Source organism: Amycolatopsis sp. cmx-4-54, assembly GCF_046548895.1.
Taxonomy (GTDB): domain Bacteria; phylum Actinomycetota; class Actinomycetes; order Mycobacteriales; family Pseudonocardiaceae; genus Amycolatopsis.
Window position 1 is genome coordinate 157,574 of the sequence record NZ_JAEBEJ010000012.1, and the last position, 18,372, is coordinate 175,945.

Consider the following 18,372-nt stretch of genomic DNA (forward strand, 5'->3'; position numbering starts at 1 on the left):
CCCATGGCAGAATCGTGGTCCAGTTCGGGAATAGACGTCCATCTGGACTGGCGTCCCGAAAGCGGCAGGAGCGGGCTCGCCGCGGCGATCCGCGCGGCCATTCGCGAGGGACGCTGGCAGGCAGGCGCCGCGGTGCCCTCGACCAGGGCGCTGGCGCAGGACCTCGGCGTGGCAAGGGGAACGGTCACCCGGGTCTACGCCGACCTCGCCGCCGAGGGATACCTGCGGACCGCGCAGGGCGCGCCGACCCGCGTCGCGACGGCCGGCGCGCTGCCCGCGTCACCGCCGAGGCCGGCCCCCCGCGACCCGGCGCCGCGCTGGGACCTGCGCCCCGGCAGGCCGAACCTGTCCGCGTTCCCCCGCTCCGCCTGGCTCACCGCGACACGGCGCGCCCTGCACCAGGCGCCGATGTCGGCGTTCGACTACACGGCCGAGTCCGGTGCCCCGGAGCTGCGGGAAACGCTCGCCGCGTATCTGGCCCGCAGCCGCGGCGTGATCGCCGACCCGGCCCGCATCCTGGTGTGTTCCGGGTTCTCGCACGCGATCGCGGTACTGGCACGGGTCCTGCACGCGCGCGGCGCGGACGAGATCGCGTTCGAGAACCCGTCGCTGCACATCTACCGGGACATCGCCGCCGCCAACGGTCCCCGCGTGGTCGGCGTCCCCGTCGACGACCACGGGATCGCGGTGTCCGCTTTGGACAGTCCGGCGGTCGTGGTCACCCCGGCGCACCAGTACCCGCTCGGTGTCACCCTCGCTCCGCGGCGACGGGCCGAACTCACCCGATGGGCGGAGGAGACCGGCGCCGTCGTCATCGAGGACGACTACGACGGCGAGTTCCGGTTCGACCATCAGCAGGTCGGCGCGTTGCAGGCACTGGCACCCGAACGGGTCGTGTACGTGGGCACGACGAGCAAGACCCTCGCGCCGTCGCTGCGCCTGGGCTGGATGGTGCTGCCGCGATTCCTGGTCGAACCGGTGCGCGCGGCGATGGCCGACAGCGGTGCGCGGCCCGCCTTGCTGGACCAGCTGGCGATGGCCGAACTGATCGAATCGGGCGCCTACGACCAGCACATCCGGCGCTGCCGTGTCGAATACCGCTCCCGGCGCGACAAACTGCTCGCGGCCCTGCCGGATTCCGTACTGCCGCAGGGGATCTCCGCCGGGCTGCACCTGGTGCTCCAGTTCCCCGGCGAGCTTCCCCGGGAGATGGAGGTGCTGGCCGCCTGCCGCCGTCGCGCGATCGGGCTCGAAGGGCTCAGCGGTCACTGGATCGGCGAACCGCAACGCGAAGGGCTCATCATCGGGTACGGCGCCGCCGCGAAGCACGCTTTCGGCGGCGCCACCCAGGCCTTGCGCGAGGCCATCTTCGAAGTCACCTGACAACCCCCGCATTTCGTCCTCTGAATGCGGTAGTACGCGCTGCCAACTACCGCATCCAGAGGACGAAACGCATGAGGGGAGGTCAGCAGAACCAGGGGCGTGCCCGGAGGATGTCGGTCTTCAGGACGGGGGCGCCGTCGACCGGGGCGGGGTTCTCCGGGGTCGGCTTGATGCCACCGGCGGCGACGTCGTCCAGCGTTTCGAGGCCTTCGTGGCCCACGGTGCCGAAGATCGTGTAGTTCGGGCGCAGCGCCGAGTCGCCGTACACGACGAAGAACTGGCTGCCGTTCGTCGCCGGACCCGCGTTGGCCATCGCGAGGACGCCACGCGCGTACACCTTGCGCTCGCCGGTCGGGTCGGTCGGCGCGGGAGGTAGGCCCACGGGCAGTTCGTCCTTGTACTTGTAGCCGGGGCCGCCCTCGCCGGTACCGCTCGGGTCACCGCACTGCAGCACCTTCAAGGTCGGGTACACGGTCAGCCGGTGACACGTCGTCCGGTCGTAGAACCGGTGCTTCGCCAGGTGCAGGAAGCTCTGCACCGTGCATGGCGCCTTCGCCCGATCGAGGGTCAGGTCGATCTTGCCCTGGTTGGTCTTCAGCTGCACCGGGACCTTGCCCCGGTCCGGCGTGTGCCGGGGGTCCGGCGGCAGCGGGACCGGCCGCGCGGCCGGCTCGTCCGGCGTCTGCGTGTACTGGCACGGCCCCTTCGTCACCTTCGGCGGCGCACCCTCCGCCGACGCCGTTCCGGTGCCGGCCGCGAGCATCAGCCCGGCTCCCAGCACTGCCACAAAGACCTTCGCGATCTTCTGCACGGTTCCTGCCTCCCAGCCGTGGACGAAGAAGAGAGCATAGGGTGAATCCCCGGCGCTCACACAGGTCCGGAAGTAGGTCCGCGGTTAGGGTCGAAGCCGTGGAGATCGCCGAACGACACCAATGGCAGCTGAACGCCTTGACCTTCCTCTACGCGTACACGCAGTACGTCCTCGTGCACGAGCGGGTCATGGCCGGGCTGCCGCCGGAGAAACCGGCCGAGCTCGACAAGCCGCGCGTGCTCAGGCTCGCCAAGGTCGTCGACGACATGATCCTCGATTTCCGCAAGGAGGACGGGCTGACCGATCTCGAACGGCGCCGGGTCATCCGCCTCGCCAGGGAGCTCAAGTCGCACGTCCGGGAGAAGTGGCCGCCTCGCGACGCGTCGCTCACCGAGTGGATCGCTTCCGCCGCGGCGCACTTCTACTGCGAGGAGCACATCAACAACGGCTACGTCCGGATGGGCCGCGTCTTCGATCCCGACATGGCCGACAGGTTCCTGGAGCGCGTGGAGTTCTGCCGGGGCCAGACCGTCACGATCACGAACTACGCCCACAAGGTGGCCGACGGCGAACAGCTCACCTACGGCGAGACGAATCAGCTCGAGGTCTGGAAAGAGGACGCGATCGCCCATCTGGACAATCTCGACAGCGATTTCGGTGACATCAAAATGTACGTCGAATTCTGACGGCTGCCCTCGAGATCAGAGTTGGTTGTCCTGACGCACCGGGAAATTGACAATCCCCACCGGCGATCGAGATGCTCGGAGCACACTCCTTTTCCACGACCGAAGGGAGAATTCCGTGAGCTCGGCCAAGAAGCGCGTCCTGGCCGTGGCGGCCGCCGCTGCCGCCACGTTCAGCCTGCTCGTCCCGACCGGCACCTCGTTCGCCATCGACCACATCCCCTGCCGCGACGGGGAGAACTACCTGAAGATCTGGTCCCACCTCGGCGGGAGCAACAGCGTCGACTGCTACGCCAACGGAGGGAGGATCAGCTTCGGTGGCTGGTGGATCGACCGGATCTACACCGGCAACAACGACCTGATGTACTACGACAGCAATGGCGCCGACGTGCGGATCAACCGGTGGACCGATATCAGTTTCCCGAATCGCCCGCCCAAGGTCCGCGTCATCGAAATCCTCTGAATCTCACGAGCCGCGAAGATCTCCGATGAGTTCTTCGGCCGCCGCGAACGGGTCGAGTTTCCGCGCGACCACGCGTTCGGCCAATTCGGTGAGCCGGTCCCCGGAGCGCAGGTCGACGATTTCCGCGCGCAGTCGCTGCACGGCGATCGCCTCGACCTCGTCCCGGGCCCGCGCCGCACGGCGGCGGGGCAGCTCGTCGCGCCGGACCAGCCAATCGTGGTGTTCGTCCAGCGCGCGGACGACGTCCTCGACACCCTCGCCGCGCGAGGCCACCGTTCGCACGATCGGCTGACGCCAGCTCGGACCGCGGATCTCCCGGCGCACCAAGGAGATCATCTGCTTGAGGTCGTGCACCGTCGCGTCCGCGCCCTCGCGGTCGGCCTTGTTGACCACGAACACGTCCGCGATCTCCAGCACGCCCGCCTTGGCCGCCTGGATCCCGTCGCCCATCCCCGGCGCGAGCAGGACCACCGTGGTGTCGGCCAGTTTCACGACGTCCACTTCGGACTGACCGACGCCGACGGTCTCGATCAGCACGACATCGAACCCGGCCGCGTCGAGCACCCGGACCGCCTGCGGCGTCGCCCACGACAGCCCGCCGAGATGACCGCGCGTGGCCATCGACCGGATGAAGACACCCGGATCGGTGGCGTGTTCGGTCATCCGGATCCGGTCGCCGAGCAGCGCGCCGCCGGAGAACGGCGACGACGGGTCGATCGCCAGCACCCCGACCCGCAGGCCCCGCGCCCGCAGCGCCGTGAGAAGCGCGGACGTCGATGTCGACTTACCGACACCGGGCGGACCGGTCAGGCCGACGACCCGCGCGTTGCCGGTATACGGCGTCAGCTTCGCCGCGACCTCGGGCAACCGTGGATGGGCGTCCTCGACCAGCGACAGCAACCGGGCGATCGCGCGGGGGACGCCGTCCCGCGCGCGACCGACCAGTTCGTCGATGTCCAGCTGTACCGGCAAGGGCTTTACGGAACGCGAAGCAGCAGCGCGTCGCCCTGGCCGCCACCACCGCAGAGGGCGGCCGCGCCGAGCCCGCCGCCGCGACGGCGGAGTTCGTGGATCAGGTGCACGGCGAGCCGCGCGCCGGACGCGCCGATCGGGTGACCGAGCGCGATGGCGCCACCGTCGACGTTCACCTTCTCCGGGTCGAGCCCGAGCTTGTCGGCCGAGACCAGGCCGACGGCGGCGAACGCTTCGTTGATCTCGACGAGGTCGAGCTCGTCCGCGGTCAGCTTCTCCTTGGCCAGCGCGGCCAGGATCGCGTTCGACGGCTGCTCGTGCAGGCTCGCGTCCGGACCGGCGACCACGCCGTGCGCGCCGATCTCGGCGAGCGCGGTCAGGCCCAGTTCCTCGGCCTTGGCCTTGCTCGCGACGATGACCGCGGCCGCGCCGTCGGAGATCTGCGACGCCGAACCGGCGGTGATGGTCCCGTCGGAGGCGAAGGCGGGACGCAGTTTCGCGAGACCTTCGGCGGTGGTGTCGGCGCGGACGCCCTCGTCCTTCGAGAAGACGACCGGGTCGCCCTTGCGCTGCGGGATCGACACCGGCGCGATCTCGGCGTCGAAGCGGCCCTCCGCGATGGCGGCGGCGGCGCGCTGGTGCGACCGCGCGGAGAACTCGTCCTGCTGCTCGCGGGTGATGCCGTAGCGGCTGTTGTACTTCTCCGTCGACGAGCCCATGGCGACCTGGTCGAAAGCACAGAACAGGCCGTCGTAGGCCATGTGGTCGACGAGCGTGGTGTCGCCGTACTTGAAGCCGGCGCGGGACTTCGGCAGCAGATGCGGCGACTGGGTCATCGACTCCTGGCCACCCGCCACGATCAGGTCGAACTCGCCCGCGCGGATGAGCTGGTCGGCCAGCGCGATGGCGTCGAGACCGGAGAGGCAGACCTTGTTGATGGTCAGCGCCGGGACGCTCATCGGGATACCGGCGGCGACCGCGGCCTGCCGGGCCGGGATCTGGCCCGCGCCCGCGGTGAGCACCTGGCCCATGATCGTGTACTGGACCGCGTCCGGCGAGACACCGGCCTGTTCCAGCGCCGCCTTGATGGCGAATCCACCGAGTTGCGCGCCCGAGAAATCCTTCAGGGAACCGAGCAATCGCCCGATCGGTGTACGGGCGGCACCCAGGATCACGGAACCGGACACGGCGTCCTCCAAGCATCGGCGCAAGGGCAAAGGGGGTCTTCGCGACCATACCCGGGTCACGGCTCTCTTGATGGAGCCAGTGTGAGGCGGCGCACGCCGGTCCGCCCGCCCGCGCACCTATCCTGCTCTGCATGAACCAGGCGCTGAAACCGTTCGTGACGGCCATCGACCACGTCGGCATCGCGGTACCCGACCTCGACGCCGCGATCGCCTTCCACACCGAGCATTTCGGCCTGGAGGTCGCGCACGAGGAGGTCAACGAGGAGCAGGGCGTCCGCGAGGCGATGCTGCGCGCGCCGGGCACCGCGGGGACCGAGACCGCGATCCAGCTCCTCGCGCCGCTGCGCGACGATTCCGCGATCGGCAAGTTCCTCGCGAAGAGCGGACCCGGGCTGCAGCAGCTGGCGTATCGAGTGTCCGATGTGGACGCGGCGGCCGCGGCGCTGCGCGCACAGGGGCTGCGGCTGCTCTATGACGAAGCGAAGCGCGGTACGTCCAACAGCCGGGTGAACTTCGTGCACCCCAAGGACGCCGGCGGCGTGCTCGTCGAGTTGGTCGAGCCCGCGAAGGACGGTCACTGATCCCGCGTCAACGCGGAGGCGATGAAGAGGACCTCGCGGTCGATCTCGGCGGGGTCCCCGTCCTCGGTGTGCCGTGCCGTCGCGTGACGGTGGCTGACCGCCCGCGCGAGTAGTCCCGACGCCGAATCGACGTCGGCGATCGCGACCTTGCCGCCCGTCGCGGCGACGATCACGGCCTTCACCTGCCGGACCAGTTGCTGGAAGCGTTCGGCCAGCGCGTCGCGGACCGCGCGGTGCGTGTCGGCCTCGCGCCACAGCAGGTGCGACAGCGCCAAGGACCGGTTGAACCGCCTGTCGAGTTCGACGACGAGGCCGCGAAGACTGCCCGCGAGGTCGCCGGGGACGACCACGACGGCCGGTTCGATCCGGGCGTCGGGCAGTTCGGCGACCAGTGCGGCCAGCAGATCCGACTTACGCCGGAAGTAGTAGTGCACCAGGCCTTTCGGCACGCCCGCCCGCTCCGCGATCCGCGAAGTGGGCGTGGCGTCGAAACCGGATTCGGCGAAGAGCGCCTCCGCGGCTCGCAGGATGCGCTGTTTCGCCGAATCCTCTTTCACGCCGTTTCCTCCTGGGTCAGTGCTGTCCCGCCGTCCGGTGCGTCGCCTGGGCGATCGGCATCGCCGCCGCCCCGGCCACCACGGTCAGGACGCCACCGATCCAAGCGGTCCAGGACGCGCCCATGAAGTCGGCGTATCCCATCACCCAAGGCGAAATGAACAGCAGCGCGCCCAGGACGATCTGAATGCCTTCCCCGTAGACCATGCCAGGCATCGCGAGCGACGCGAGACCGTCGAGGGCGACCAGCGCGCCGAGGATGACGAGCGTCCACATGGCGGTGTTGTCCGTGGTCATCCAGAGGGGTGAAAGCGCGACCACGGCACCGATGACCACCTCCGCCCAGTCATGGGGACGGGTCCAAGGGCGCGTCGTGGGTTCGTTCATGCGTGCTCACCTCCGAATATGGGCTGAACCTGCAGGTCGGAGAGATCTCCACCGCCCATGGTGCGCTTGGTTGGCCGGCCGGTCAAGACCGGTCGATAACGCTTCGGGATGTGTACGTGCTCCACGTCTCGTACAGTTGTGGACCTGGTTACTCATGAGTAATTTGTTGCGCCTACGCCGTCCCCCCAATCGCGGAGGTTTCGATGACGCAGCTCGGCGAGATCCAGCAGGCCATTCTCAACGATGACCTCGGCGCCGTGGCGTCGCTCGACGTGCCGGAGTCCTATCGCGGGGTGACCGTGCACAAGGACGAGGCCGGCATGTTCGAAGGCCTCGAAAGCCGGGACAAGGACCCGCGCAAGTCGCTGCACGTCGACGAGGTCCCGACGCCGGAACTCGGCCCCGGTGAGGCGCTGGTCGCGGTCATGGCGAGCGCGATCAACTACAACACCGTCTGGACCTCGATCTTCGAGCCGGTCTCGACGTTCAAGTTCCTGGAGCGCTACGGACGGCTTTCGCCGCTGTCGAAGCGCCACGACCTGCCCTATCACGTCGTCGGCTCGGACCTGTCCGGCGTCGTGCTGCGCACCGGGCCCGGCGTGCACAACTGGAAGCCGGGTGACGAGGTCGTCGCGCACTGCCTCAACGTCGAACTCGAGGGCCCGGACGGGCACAACGACACGATGCTCGACACCGAGCAGCGGATCTGGGGTTTCGAGACGAACTTCGGCGGACTCGCCGAGATCGCGCTCGTGAAGGCGAACCAGCTGATGCCGAAGCCGGGCCACCTCACCTGGGAGGAGGCCGCCTCCCCCGGTCTGGTGAACTCCACGGCCTACCGCCAGCTCGTCTCGCGCAACGGCGCCGACATGAAGCAAGGCGACGTCGTGCTGATCTGGGGCGCTTCGGGCGGCCTCGGCTCCTACGCGACGCAGTACGCGCTCAACGGCGGCGCGATCCCGGTGTGCGTGGTCTCCAGCCCCGAAAAGGCCGAGATCTGCCGGAAGCTGGGTGCGGAGCTGATCATCGACCGCAATGCGGAGGGCTACAAGTTCTGGAAGGACGAGCACAACCAGGACCCGAAGGAGTGGCAGCGGTTCGGCAAGAAGATCCGCGAGCTGACCGGTGGCGATGACCCGGACATCGTCTTCGAGCACCCGGGCCGCGAAACCTTCGGCGCGTCGGTTTACGCCGCGCGCAAGGGCGGCACGATCGTCACGTGCGCGTCGACTTCGGGCTACATGCACCAGTACGACAACCGCTACCTGTGGATGAACCTGAAGCGGATCATCGGCAGCCACTTCGCGAACTACCGCGAATCGTGGGAAGCGAACCGGCTGATCGCGAAAGGTCTGATCCACCCGACGCTGTCGAAGACCTACGCGCTCGAGGACACCGGGCAGGCCGCGCTGGACGTCCACCGCAACGCGCATCAAGGCAAGGTCGGCGTGCTCACCCTTGCCCCGGAAGAAGGTCTGGGTGTCCGGAACCACGAGCTGCGCGAAAAGCACCTCGACGGGATCAACGCTTTCCGGAACGTTTAGCGCGCCGGAACGTGCTTTCGCCGCGCGTTGCGTGGGTGCTCACCCTTCCGTGACTCCAGCTCGACTACGGTAGAAGGATGAGCCTTGGCGAGGAACGGGAGCTAGTGCCGCTGGGAGCCGGCTTCGACGTGGCGAAGCGCGGTTACAGCCGTGCGCAGGTCGACGAACATCTCGAACGGCTGGACGCCGATCTGAAGATGCTCACCGCCGATCGCGATGCCGCCATCGGGCAGGCGGGCGACCTGGCACGGCAGCTGGAGATCGCACGCGGCGAGATCGCGGACCTGCGCGGGCAGGTCGACAGGCTCGCCCAGCCGCCGACGAGTGTCGAAGGCCTTTCCGAGCGCCTGCAGCGCATGTTGCGGCTCGCGCAGGACGAGGCCGCCGACACCAAGGCGCGCGCGGAAGCCGAAGCCGGGCACATCCGTGCCAAGGCGGAGACCGACGCGAGCGCCATGCGGGCCCGCTACGAGCAGCTGCTCAACGAGCTCGACCTCCGTCGCAAGGAGATGGAGGCCGAGCACCGCGGCGTGCTCGAGAAGGCGCGCGCCGAGGCGAAGGACATCACCGACAAGGCGAAGGCCGAGCGCGACAAGCTCGACGCCGAGTCGCAGCAACGCCGCACGCAGGTCGAAGAGGACTTCGAGATCGCGATGGCGTCGCGGCGCACCGAAGCCATGCACGCGCTGGCCGAGCAGGAGGCCGCGAGCAAGGCCGAGGCCGCCCGCCGCGTCCGCGAAGCCACCGAGGACGCCGCCGCCATCCGCGCGAAGGTGCTCGAAGAGGAGACGTCGGCCAAGGCCGACATCGAGCGCCGTCAGCGCGAGTCCGTCGCCGACGCCAACAAGCGCAAGCAGGACTCGATCACCGAGGCCAACGCCCGGCTCGCGGAGGCGGCCGACGAGGCACGCCGCCGCGTCCGGCAGGCCACCGAAGAGTCCAACCGGCGGATCACGCAGGCCACCGAACGGGTCGAAGCGCTCCGCAAGGTGCGCTCCAGCCTGGCCGAGCAGGTCCGCACCGCGCGGAACGCGCTCGCCGAGGCGACGCACGTGCTCGGCGACGAACCGCATGTCCCGGCGGATCTGAAGGCGAAGCCGTCGCCCGACTCGGAAGCCACCGTGCAGCTCCGGACGGCCGATGTGCCGAAGGCCACATCCGGTGCGAGGCCTTCACCGCGACCTGCGGCAGCGCAGAAACCGACTGGCGAGTAACCTTTCCACCCGACCGCTCTCACGACGGCCTGCGAGCCACTCGCCGAGCGGTTATCGTCGCTGCTCGCACGCAGGTGCGGGCTGTCAGATCGGTGGAGGTTGCGGATGGCTGCATATCGGACCGTGGTCGTGGGCACGGACGGATCGGATTCCTCGTTCGCCGCGGTCGACCGGGCGGCGGGTGTCGCCGGGGACTCCGGAGCGACCCTGGTCGTCGTGTGCGCCTACTACCCCGCCCACAAAGGTGACGTGGAGAAAGCACAGGACGTCCTCGGTGACGAGGCGTACCAGGTCGTGGGCTCGGCACCGGCCGAGGACACCCTCCTGTCCGCCCGCGACCGGGCGGCGAAGGCCGGCGCGAAGACCATCGAGACCGCCGCGGTCGTGGGCGACCCGGTCGACGCGCTGCGCAAGGTCGTCGCCGAGCGCTCCGCGGACCTGCTGGTGGTCGGCAACCGCGGGCTGAACACGCTCGCGGGCCGCATCCTGGGCTCCGTACCGTCCGAGGTCGCGCGGAAGTCCGGGGTGGACGTGCTCATCGTCCACACCACCTGATGCCCGAACCCGGCGAGATCTCGCCCGACGCGCTGCAACAGCGCCTCGAACGGATCCTGCTCGGTGGAAGGCGCAAGTACACCCGGCTCGAAGTCGCCGAGAAGGCAGGCGTTCCCGAAGAACGCTCTCGGCGGCTTTGGCGTGCGCTGGGCTTCGCGACGGTCGACGACGACGAGGTCGTCTTCACCGACGCCGACATCGAAGCGATCCGCACGGCCGACCAGCTGATGAACTCCGGACTGATCGACCCGAGCATCGAGCTGGCCGTGACGCGCGCGCTGGGCCAGCACCTTTCGCGCCTCGCGGAATGGCAGGTCCACATGCTGTGGACGATGATCACCGAGAACAAGGAGATCGGCGCCAGCGAACGCCAGATCGGGCGGCTCGTCGAGCGGCTCCTGCCCGAGCTGGAGAAGGTGCAGGAATTCGTCTGGCGCCGCCACCTGGCCGCCTACGCGGGCCGGGCGCTGGCCATGCCGGAGGAAGACCTCGAAGCGAGGACCGAAGTCGTCGGTTTCGTCGACATGGTCGGCTACACCCGGCTGACCAGGCAGGTCGGCGAAGAAGAGCTGACCGGCATCCTCGACCGATTCGAATCCGTCGCCACCGAGGTGGTCGCGGATCACCACGGGCGGATCGTGAAGATGATCGGCGACGAGGTCCTGTTCGTCGCCGATTCCGCCGTCGACGGGGCCGAGATCGCCCTCGCCCTGTCCGAACGCGCCGACGCCGACGAGACCCTGCCCTCCGTGCGCGCCGGGCTGGCCTCAGGCCGGATCCTCAGCCGGTTCGGCGACGTCTACGGCTCGGTCGTGAACCTCGCGGCCCGCCTCACCTCGACCGCGCGGCCGGGCACCATCCTGGTCGACAAGGAACTCGCCGGCGAGCTTTCGGGCTTCCCGCAGTACGACGTCCGCTCGCGGCGGCCGGTTTCGGTGCGGGGCTACAACCGGCTGCGGCCTTCGTCCCTGCGCCGGGCACAGGACCGGCCTTCGGGCATGTTCGCCTCTTCGCAACAGCTCGCCGCGGAGATGCTGGGGCTGACGCCTGGGAGCGCTCCGGATCCGACGCCTGCTCCGGACGAGGTCGATGACGCCACCGCGGACTCGTTGCCGCTTCGGCCCCGGTCGAAGCGCCGGCGCCGCTGATCCCCTGCCGGGGAGAGCAAGGGACCTTTGCTACCGCCTCCGGCTGGGTCACGAGTGGCGATTCGGGTCAGAGCGGACCTGCGATCGGGCGATTTCGCGTGATTGGAGGGACGACGCGCGTGATCAGATGGACGACACGCGTGATCAGGCGGGGAGCACGGCGTACTGCCGCACGTAGAGATCGGTGTAGGTGACCGGACCGCGCGGTCCGGGGACCTTGTCCAGGTTGATGCCGGTCTCGGGGACGGCGAGGAGCTTGAAGCCGTCCAGCAGCCGGGTCGGGGCGTTCCAGAAGACGCCGGTGCCGGTGTACGCGTCGAAGAACGCGTCGGCCGCTTCGCTGCTTTCGGTCGCGATGCCGGCGGCCAGGCCGGAGGTCCGCTCGTTGGCGATCTCCGCCGCTTCGGGCAGGCCGGCGACCTTCGCGACGGTGACGGTCGCTTCGCGGTCCGAGTCGAGCGCCCATTCGTAGCCGATGGCGTGCTCGTGCGGGGCGAGCGAGGGCGTGACGCCGCGTTCGGCCAGCGCGCCGGAGATGCCGGGCCAGACACGGTCGTGCGCGTCCTCGTGGATCAGCAGCAGGTTCAGCCGGTTGCAGACGCCGAGCCGGTCGAGGCTGTTGAAAACCAGGTCGCGCACCTTGTCGGTGTCGGCCGCTTCGTCGACGTACAGCACGCCGCCACCGTCGGCGTGGGCCAGCGTCCGGACGCCGTGGACGGCCGCCTCGGTGGCCAGCGCACGGGTGCTGTCGCCGCTGCCGCGCAAGATGACCAGCGGCACGAGCGCGGGGAAACGGACCAGCGCCGAAGCCGCTTCACGCTCGGCGCGCGGTACCAGCTGGATGACGTCCGGGTCGATGCCCGCCTCGGCGAGCGCGGGGGCGATCACCTTCTCGCGCAGGCGCTGGGCCGAACCGAGCGCGGCGGAACCCGTGCGGAGCACGCCACCGTTGCGCGACTTCACCAGCTGTGAGGCGACGTCCACCGTGACGTTCGGGCGCGCCTCGTAGTTCGCGCCGATCACGCCGACCGGGCGGCGGCGTTCCACCAGCCGCAGTCCTCCGTCCAAAGTGGACACGTCGACGGACCGTTCCTGATGCGGCGCGCCTGCCAGAAGACGGAGTTGCTCGGCCATGCCGGTCAGCCGCTCGGGCGTGATGGTGAGCCTGTCGAGCAGGCCCGCGCTCATGCCATCCTCGCGTGCCTTGGCGATGTCGGCCTGGTTCGCCTCGAGGACGACGTCGGCGTGCTCGACCAGCTTGTCCGCCATGGCGTTCAGCGCGGCGTCGATCGCCTCCGCGGTGGCGGCGGCCAGCGACGGCGCGGCCCGTTTCGCCGATCGAGCGCATTCCTCGACGGCCTTGGCGACCTCATCCATCTGCTGACTCCTTCCGCGCGGAACGAGCCATCAGTCTGCCGTACCGCCCCGGTCAGGCGACGGTCGGCTCCAGCAGCCACAACCCGCCCGCGAAGAGACAGCTCACCGTCAGCACGGCCATCACCAGCACCCACAGCACCGCGGGCATCCCGGTGAGCCTGCCGAGCTGATCGGCGTCGGAATCCCGCGCCGCTCCCCGGCGCCGCTTGATCTGGAGTTCGACCACCGGCCGGACACCGCCGAACAGCAGGAACCAGGTCAGCAGGTAGACGAAGATCGCCTGGAACCACGAGGGCGCCACCAGCGCGACCAGGCCGAGCACCACCGAGCTGGCGACCACGGTGAACACGCCGTAGGTGTTGCGCACCATCACCAGCACGCCCAGCAGCATCAACGCCATCGTGATCAGCACGACGGTGATCAGGTCCGAGGAGAGCAGCCCCGCGAACACCAGCCCGAGCACCGCGGCCGCCGGGTACCCGGCCAGCGCGGTGAACGCCATCCCCGGCCCCTCCGGTTTGCCACGGGAGACCGTGACGCCGGAGGTGTCCGAGTGCAGTTTGATGCCCTGCAGCCGACGGCCGACCAGCACCGCCGCCAGCGCGTGGCCCGCCTCGTGGACGAGCGTGATCAGGTTGCGGGCGATCCGCCAAGGCCTGCCCGAGAGCACCACGAGCAGCGCGAGACCACCGGTGACCAGGGTGATCGTGCCGGGAGGGGTGGACTGGGCGATGTCGGAAACCGTTTCGGCGGGAGACGCGCTCACCTCATCAGCTCACCACACGCCGGATCTGTCCCGTGTCAGGCGGTCATCGAACCTCCGATCCCGCGCGTGCGAAACTCCCCGTCGTTGCGCAGGGCGAAAGCCACCCAGCTGCGGAACGGCCGCCATACCGCCGACAGCTCCTCCAGCTCCTCGGGTGGCGCCAGCGGCAGGTCGTACGCGGCTCGCATGGCCTCCTGCAGCCGGGGCTCGCCAGTAGGGAAGACGTCCGGATGCCCGGCGCCCCGGATCAGGATCAGCTGTGCCGAGAACGGGCCGATCCCCGGCAGGCGCTGCAACCAGCGCAACGCGTCCGGCACCGGCATCGCGCGCAGGTACGCGGCGTCGAGCAGGCCGTCCTTGGCGGCGTTGGCCACGGCGCGCAGCCGCTCGGCCTTCACCTCCGGCAGGGCACGCCCGGCGTCCGGCCCGGCCAGTACGTCCGGCGCCGGGAACGATCTGAGGACCTTCCCGCCGACGTCGACCGGCCTGCCGAACTCCTCGGCGAGCCGTCGTTTCACGGTGGCCGCCTGGGACATCCCCGCCCGGTGGCTCAGGATCGCCCAGCAGGCCGCTTCATAGGGCGAATGGAACAGCACCGGCCGCAGTCCGGGGTGCGACTGCTGGAGGCGGCGCACCACGGGATCCGCCGTGCCGATCTTGGCGAAGCCGACACCGTCGACGTCCACCGACAGGATCCGCCGGACCTGGGCGCCGACTTCGACGGCCAGCCCCTCTTCGGCGAAGACCTCCACTTCGATCGAACCGGGCGATCTCTGTCTGACGGCCGCACCGACATGTTCCCAGCCCGCTTCGGCGGGAAAGGCGAAGCGCAGGGTGCCGGGTTCGGCGCCCGCGTCCGCGCGGCACGCGGGCGGGAAATCGGTCAGGAAACGGATGGACTTGTCGAGGTCGAACGGGCCGCGCACGGGGATGCGGAGCGTGGTCGTGGCGGTGTGCTGCAGGATCGAGCCGGTCATTTCGGGCTCCTTCGGCTGGGGAACGGCGACTCCCTCCGACGTTAGAGACGGCCACCGACAGTTTCGGGTCGCGGCGGCGGGAATGTCGCGAACGGGCCGGTCATGGCAGATTCTCCGGTGAGGACCGTGAAGGGAGCAGCCATGCCGGACCATCGCGAACGTCTGAGGAGCCTGCTGCGGCCGGGCACCACGCCCGCCGCCACCGGGAAGGATTTCCTTGACCTGCTGGGAGAAAATCCGCAGGCGGGGCCGCCGACCGGACTCGCGCAGCGGCTGATGCGCACCTCCGCCGTGCCGATGATCTACGAGCGGTACTGGCGCCCGGCACTGGGCAGGGTCGCGAAAGGACTGAACGGCCCGAGCATGGCGGACGAGGTCCGGATCGCGATCGAAGCGCTGGGCCTGCGCCCCGGCCAGACCGCGCTGGACGTCGCCTGTGGCACCGGCAGGTTCACGCGTGCCTTCGGTGAAGCGGTCGGTCCGGACGGCCTGTCCATCGGGCTCGACGGTTCGGTCACCATGCTGGAGAAGGCGCTCGCCGCGCCCAATCCCCCGTCGGTGACCTACCTGCGCGCCGACGCCGTCGACCTGCCGCTCGACGATTCCACTGTGGACGCCGTCTGCTGCTTCGCCGCGCTGCACATGTTCGCCGATCCGGACGCGGCACTGGATTCGTTCGCCCGGGTGCTGAAACCCGGCGGCTCGCTGGTGGTGCTGACCAGTGCCCGGCACGGCGATCAGCCGATGCGGCTGGTGGACACCGTCCTCGGCAGGCTGAGCGGGCAGCGGATGTTCGACCGCGGCGAGATCTCGGCGAAGCTGTTCCGGCGCGGCTTCGACCACGTCGACGAGCGGTACTCCGGTGTCACGCAGATCGTCACGGGCGAGCTAGGAGTTAACATCCGGAAATGATCCGCTCTGAGCACGCTTCGCCGATTCCCCCCGACGACGGCTACCTCCGCTCGCTGGTCGACGCGACCGCGGACGCCGTCGCCGCGGCCGAACCCCTCGGTTCGTCCCATGACGGCGCGGACGCCGTCACGCGGGACGCCGTCAGCGCCGAGATCCGCGCACTGGAAGCGGAATTGGTGGGGCTGAGCCAAGACCTGCACGCTCATCCGGAAGAGGGTTTCGCCGAGCATCGCTCGGTCCGGGCGCTCGGGGACCTGCTCGAGCGGCACGGCCACGAGGTGACGATCGGCGCGGGCGGGCTGGACACCGCCTTGGTCGCGACCACCCCCGGCAGCGGCCCGCATATCGCGGTCCTCTCCGAATACGACGCGCTTCCCGGGCTCGGCCACGGCTGCGGCCACAACGTCATCTGCACCGCGGGCGCGGGCGGCTTCCTCGGCGCGGCGGCGGTCGCCGAACGGCTGGGCGGCCGGGTCTCGCTGATCGGCACGCCGGCGGAGGAAGGCGGTGGCGGCAAGGAGACGATGGCCCGCGCAGGCGTTTTCGACGACGTCGACGCCGTGGTCATGCTGCACCCGTTCAGTCACGACATCGCCATGCACCCGTTCCTCGGCAGGCGGCAGCTGGAAATGGTGTTCCACGGTGTCGGCGCGCACGCCTCGGCTCAGCCGTTCATGGGCCGCAACGCGCTCGACGCCGCCGTCACCGCGTACCAGGGAGTCGCGGCGCTGCGGCAGCATCTGCCGTCGAGCGACCGCGTCCACGGCGTCTTCACCGACGGCGGCGCGCGGCCGAACGTCGTCCCCGAACGCGCGGCCCTGCTGTTCTACCTCCGCTCCGCGCAGCCGGACACGCTGCGCGACCTCGCCGCGCGGGTTTCGGCGATCGCACGCGGCGCGGCGGAAATGACCGGCTGCGGAGTCGAACTGCGGTGGGACGCCCAGCCCGCGTATCTGCCGATCCGGTTCAACACCACCCTCGCCGGGCGCTGGTCGGTGCACCAGGTCGACGCCGGCCGCAAACCACTGCCGCCCGGAATCGTGCCCGAATTCCTCACCGGCTCGACGGATCTCGGCAACCTCTCCTACCGGATGCCGGCGATCCACCCGATGATCGCCATCGCCGGACCGACGACCGCCTTGCACACCAAAGAGTTCGCGGCCGCGGCCGGTTCGCCGGACGGCGATCGCGCGGTCGTCGACGGCGCCCTGGGGCTGGCGCTGACCGCCGTCGACTACCTGGCCGACGCGAAACTCCGCGCCGCGGTGCACGAGGAGTTCGAGGCGTCGGGCGGCGCCTTGGACGTCCCGGCGTTTTTCGACTGACCGCTTGAAGTGCTCTTTCCCGCTGAGAGCGCATGGGGCGGAGTCTCGGGTGATTCTTCTCAGGAAAGCACAGGGGTATTCCACAGGCGATTCACAAGTACGGGCGCGAATCTGGTGCCATGACCGAGAACGAGAGTCGGCCAGGCCCCGCCTCAACCGGTGGGCACCAGCCGCCGCACCAGCAGCAGTACCCCGGTTACACCCCTTGGCAGGCCGCGCCGAATCCACTCGTCACCCCGCCGCCGCGCAAGAAGGGCGGCCGGGTCGCCGTACTCGTCAGTGCGGCGGCGCTCGCCGCCGCACTCGTCGGCGGGGTCGGCGGAGCGGCGATCTCAGGGCTCGGCTCCGCGTCGTCGGCGTCGGGCACGGGTTCGTCCGCGGTCGCCAACGGGCAACTGGTCGGGAACACCACTTCGGGTGACGTCAGCGGGGTCGCCGCGAAGGTGACGCCGAGCGTCGTCCAGGTGAACGTGACCACCGCGCAAGGTGAGGCGGTCGGCTCCGGCGTCATCCTGACGGCGGACGGGCGCATCCTCACCAACGCCCACGTGGTCGCCGACACCGAGGGCGACGTGACCGTCACGTTGTCGGACGGCAAGCAGTACAAGGCCAGCGTGGTCGGCGCCGACACGAAGGCCGACATCGCCGTGCTCCAGGCGAAGGACGCGAGCGGCCTGACGCCTGCTTCGCTCGGCGACTCGAGCAAGCTCGCCGTCGGCCAGCAGGTCGTCGCGATCGGCTCGCCCGGCGGACTGCAGAACACCGTGACCACCGGGATCGTGAGCGCGCTGAACCGCAAGCTCGACGAGTTGAGCAGCGGCCAGGAACGTCGCTCGCCCTACAGCAGGACCACGAACGAAGCCGGGCCGAGCTACACCGCGATCCAGACCGACGCCCCGATCAACCAGGGCAACTCGGGCGGGGCGCTGGTGGACGCGCAAGGGAACGTCATCGGCATCAACTCGGCGCTGTACAACCCCACCTCGACCGGCAGCATCGGCATCGGTTTCGCGATCCCCATCAACGACGCGAAGAAGATCGTCGAGCAGATCGTCGGCTGACCCGGCCGTCTGGACCGCTGTCAGGGGGCGGCCCAGCAGGCACTGTCCGTGAAGGCCTCCTTCGCCAGAGGCCTTCACGGACTTTCAGCGTTCGTAGGTCAGCGTGAAGGTGTGGTTGCCCTCGTCGTCCTTGACGATCTCCGCCGTTCCGGTGATACCTGCCAGCTCACCGTGCCCGGAACCCGGCAAGACGATCAGGTGATGCCCGTTCTCCCCCGCCGAGTGATGCAGGACGAAACCGCCCTTGCGCCCGTCGACAGTGACGGCCAGCCGCTCGAAGGCGACGTACGCCGACGACGTCTCGTTTACCGCCGTCAGCATCTCCACGGCACTGGTCCCCTCGACGTCACCGGTGAAGGTTTTGGTCAGCAGTATCCGCGAGAACTCGGTGTCTTCGGGCTTCTCGGTGGTTTGAGGTTCCCAGCCGTCCACAGTGAACGACGCTGTCGCGGTGTTGGTCATGCCACCGAT

At 69.5% G+C, this 18,372-nt stretch carries 20 protein-coding genes; 11 read left to right on the top strand and 9 right to left on the bottom strand.

The features are described 5' to 3' along the window. The first annotated feature begins 3 nt into the window (after positions 1 to 3). Positions 4 to 1,383: a PLP-dependent aminotransferase family protein gene (locus ACLJQ7_RS33760; RefSeq protein WP_410652205.1), complete on the top strand. Its 1,380-nt coding sequence runs from the start codon at positions 4 to 6 to the stop codon at positions 1,381 to 1,383. An 82-nt stretch (positions 1,384 to 1,465) separates the two neighbouring features. Here ACLJQ7_RS33760 and ACLJQ7_RS33765 read toward each other — a convergent pair whose 3' ends face one another. Then, positions 1,466 to 2,146 carry a peptidylprolyl isomerase gene (locus tag ACLJQ7_RS33765; protein WP_410652308.1) on the bottom strand — a complete coding sequence of 227 codons (681 nt, stop codon included), beginning with the start codon at positions 2,144 to 2,146 and terminating at the stop codon, positions 1,466 to 1,468. A 146-nt stretch (positions 2,147 to 2,292) separates the two neighbouring features. On the opposite strand from ACLJQ7_RS33765, the gene ACLJQ7_RS33770 reads away from it, so the two are divergent. After that, a complete protein-coding gene (locus ACLJQ7_RS33770; protein ID WP_410652206.1) occupies positions 2,293 to 2,880 on the top strand; it encodes a hypothetical protein in 588 nt (195 codons plus the stop codon). A 115-nt stretch (positions 2,881 to 2,995) separates the two neighbouring features. Further along, the gene (locus ACLJQ7_RS33775; RefSeq protein ID WP_410652207.1) at positions 2,996 to 3,340 is read left to right on the top strand and encodes a beta/gamma crystallin domain-containing protein; all 345 of its coding nucleotides are present in this window, start codon (positions 2,996 to 2,998) and stop codon (positions 3,338 to 3,340) included. 3 nt (positions 3,341 to 3,343) lie between these two features. On the opposite strand, the gene meaB is transcribed toward ACLJQ7_RS33775, so the two are convergent. Beyond that, a complete protein-coding gene (gene meaB, locus ACLJQ7_RS33780; protein WP_410652208.1) occupies positions 3,344 to 4,312 on the bottom strand; it encodes a methylmalonyl Co-A mutase-associated GTPase MeaB in 969 nt (322 codons plus the stop codon). 5 nt (positions 4,313 to 4,317) lie between these two features. Next, positions 4,318 to 5,499: an acetyl-CoA C-acetyltransferase gene (locus tag ACLJQ7_RS33785; protein ID WP_410652209.1), complete on the bottom strand. Its 1,182-nt coding sequence runs from the start codon at positions 5,497 to 5,499 to the stop codon at positions 4,318 to 4,320. Positions 5,500 to 5,630: 131 nt separating this feature from the next. Between ACLJQ7_RS33785 and mce the strand changes: the two genes are divergently transcribed. Continuing rightward, the gene (gene mce / locus ACLJQ7_RS33790; RefSeq protein WP_410652210.1) at positions 5,631 to 6,080 is read left to right on the top strand and encodes a methylmalonyl-CoA epimerase; all 450 of its coding nucleotides are present in this window, start codon (positions 5,631 to 5,633) and stop codon (positions 6,078 to 6,080) included. Here the strand turns inward: mce and ACLJQ7_RS33795 are convergent. After that, a complete protein-coding gene (locus tag ACLJQ7_RS33795) occupies positions 6,074 to 6,637 on the bottom strand; it encodes a TetR/AcrR family transcriptional regulator (protein WP_378442692.1) in 564 nt (187 codons plus the stop codon). The two genes, mce and ACLJQ7_RS33795, sit on opposite strands and share 7 nt — an antisense overlap. 16 nt (positions 6,638 to 6,653) lie before the next feature. After that, a complete protein-coding gene (locus tag ACLJQ7_RS33800; protein ID WP_410652211.1) occupies positions 6,654 to 7,022 on the bottom strand; it encodes an SPW repeat protein in 369 nt (122 codons plus the stop codon). Between the two features lie 203 nt (positions 7,023 to 7,225). Here ACLJQ7_RS33800 and ccrA point away from each other — a divergent pair, with 203 nt between their 5' ends. The 4 genes from ccrA (at position 7,226) to ACLJQ7_RS33820 (ending at position 11,483) form a co-directional block, all read left to right on the top strand. Further along, on the top strand, positions 7,226 to 8,566 hold the full coding sequence (gene ccrA / locus ACLJQ7_RS33805) for a crotonyl-CoA carboxylase/reductase (protein WP_410652212.1): 1,341 nt from the start codon (positions 7,226 to 7,228) through the stop codon (positions 8,564 to 8,566). A gap of 77 nt (positions 8,567 to 8,643) precedes the next feature. Next, on the top strand, positions 8,644 to 9,780 hold the full coding sequence (locus ACLJQ7_RS33810; protein ID WP_410652213.1) for a chromosome segregation protein: 1,137 nt from the start codon (positions 8,644 to 8,646) through the stop codon (positions 9,778 to 9,780). Positions 9,781 to 9,885: 105 nt separating this feature from the next. Further along, a complete protein-coding gene (locus ACLJQ7_RS33815; protein ID WP_410652214.1) occupies positions 9,886 to 10,335 on the top strand; it encodes a universal stress protein in 450 nt (149 codons plus the stop codon). Continuing rightward, positions 10,335 to 11,483 carry an adenylate cyclase regulatory domain-containing protein gene (locus ACLJQ7_RS33820; protein WP_410652215.1) on the top strand — a complete coding sequence of 383 codons (1,149 nt, stop codon included), beginning with the start codon at positions 10,335 to 10,337 and terminating at the stop codon, positions 11,481 to 11,483. The genes ACLJQ7_RS33815 and ACLJQ7_RS33820 overlap by 1 nt, the downstream gene beginning before the upstream one ends. Before the next feature lie 144 nt (positions 11,484 to 11,627). Here the strand turns inward: ACLJQ7_RS33820 and ACLJQ7_RS33825 are convergent, their stop codons facing one another. From ACLJQ7_RS33825 to ACLJQ7_RS33835, 3 genes are read right to left on the bottom strand one after another with little or no spacing between them, the layout of a single operon-like run. After that, positions 11,628 to 12,860 (bottom strand): aldehyde dehydrogenase family protein, encoded by a 1,233-nt coding sequence (locus tag ACLJQ7_RS33825; protein WP_410652216.1) that lies wholly within the window; start codon positions 12,858 to 12,860, stop codon positions 11,628 to 11,630. A gap of 52 nt (positions 12,861 to 12,912) precedes the next feature. Further along, on the bottom strand, positions 12,913 to 13,626 hold the full coding sequence (locus ACLJQ7_RS33830; RefSeq protein WP_410652217.1) for a M50 family metallopeptidase: 714 nt from the start codon (positions 13,624 to 13,626) through the stop codon (positions 12,913 to 12,915). 35 nt (positions 13,627 to 13,661) lie between these two features. Next, on the bottom strand, positions 13,662 to 14,603 hold the full coding sequence (locus tag ACLJQ7_RS33835; RefSeq protein ID WP_410652218.1) for a DNA-3-methyladenine glycosylase family protein: 942 nt from the start codon (positions 14,601 to 14,603) through the stop codon (positions 13,662 to 13,664). A 141-nt stretch (positions 14,604 to 14,744) separates the two neighbouring features. Between ACLJQ7_RS33835 and ACLJQ7_RS33840 the strand changes: the two genes are divergently transcribed. The 3 genes from ACLJQ7_RS33840 (at position 14,745) to ACLJQ7_RS33850 (ending at position 17,901) form a co-directional block, all read left to right on the top strand. Then, positions 14,745 to 15,515 (top strand): class I SAM-dependent methyltransferase, encoded by a 771-nt coding sequence (locus tag ACLJQ7_RS33840; protein WP_410652219.1) that lies wholly within the window; start codon positions 14,745 to 14,747, stop codon positions 15,513 to 15,515. Then, positions 15,512 to 16,840, top strand: coding sequence for a M20 family metallopeptidase (locus ACLJQ7_RS33845; RefSeq protein WP_410652220.1), 1,329 nt, complete (start codon positions 15,512 to 15,514; stop codon positions 16,838 to 16,840). Before ACLJQ7_RS33840 ends, ACLJQ7_RS33845 begins: the two co-directional genes overlap by 4 nt. Positions 16,841 to 16,959: 119 nt before the next feature. Further along, positions 16,960 to 17,901 (top strand): S1C family serine protease, encoded by a 942-nt coding sequence (locus ACLJQ7_RS33850; protein WP_410652221.1) that lies wholly within the window; start codon positions 16,960 to 16,962, stop codon positions 17,899 to 17,901. An 84-nt stretch (positions 17,902 to 17,985) separates the two neighbouring features. Here ACLJQ7_RS33850 and ACLJQ7_RS33855 read toward each other — a convergent pair whose 3' ends face one another. Continuing rightward, on the bottom strand, positions 17,986 to 18,363 hold the full coding sequence (locus ACLJQ7_RS33855) for a DUF3224 domain-containing protein (protein WP_410652309.1): 378 nt from the start codon (positions 18,361 to 18,363) through the stop codon (positions 17,986 to 17,988). Between the last annotated feature and the right edge of the window lie 9 nt (positions 18,364 to 18,372).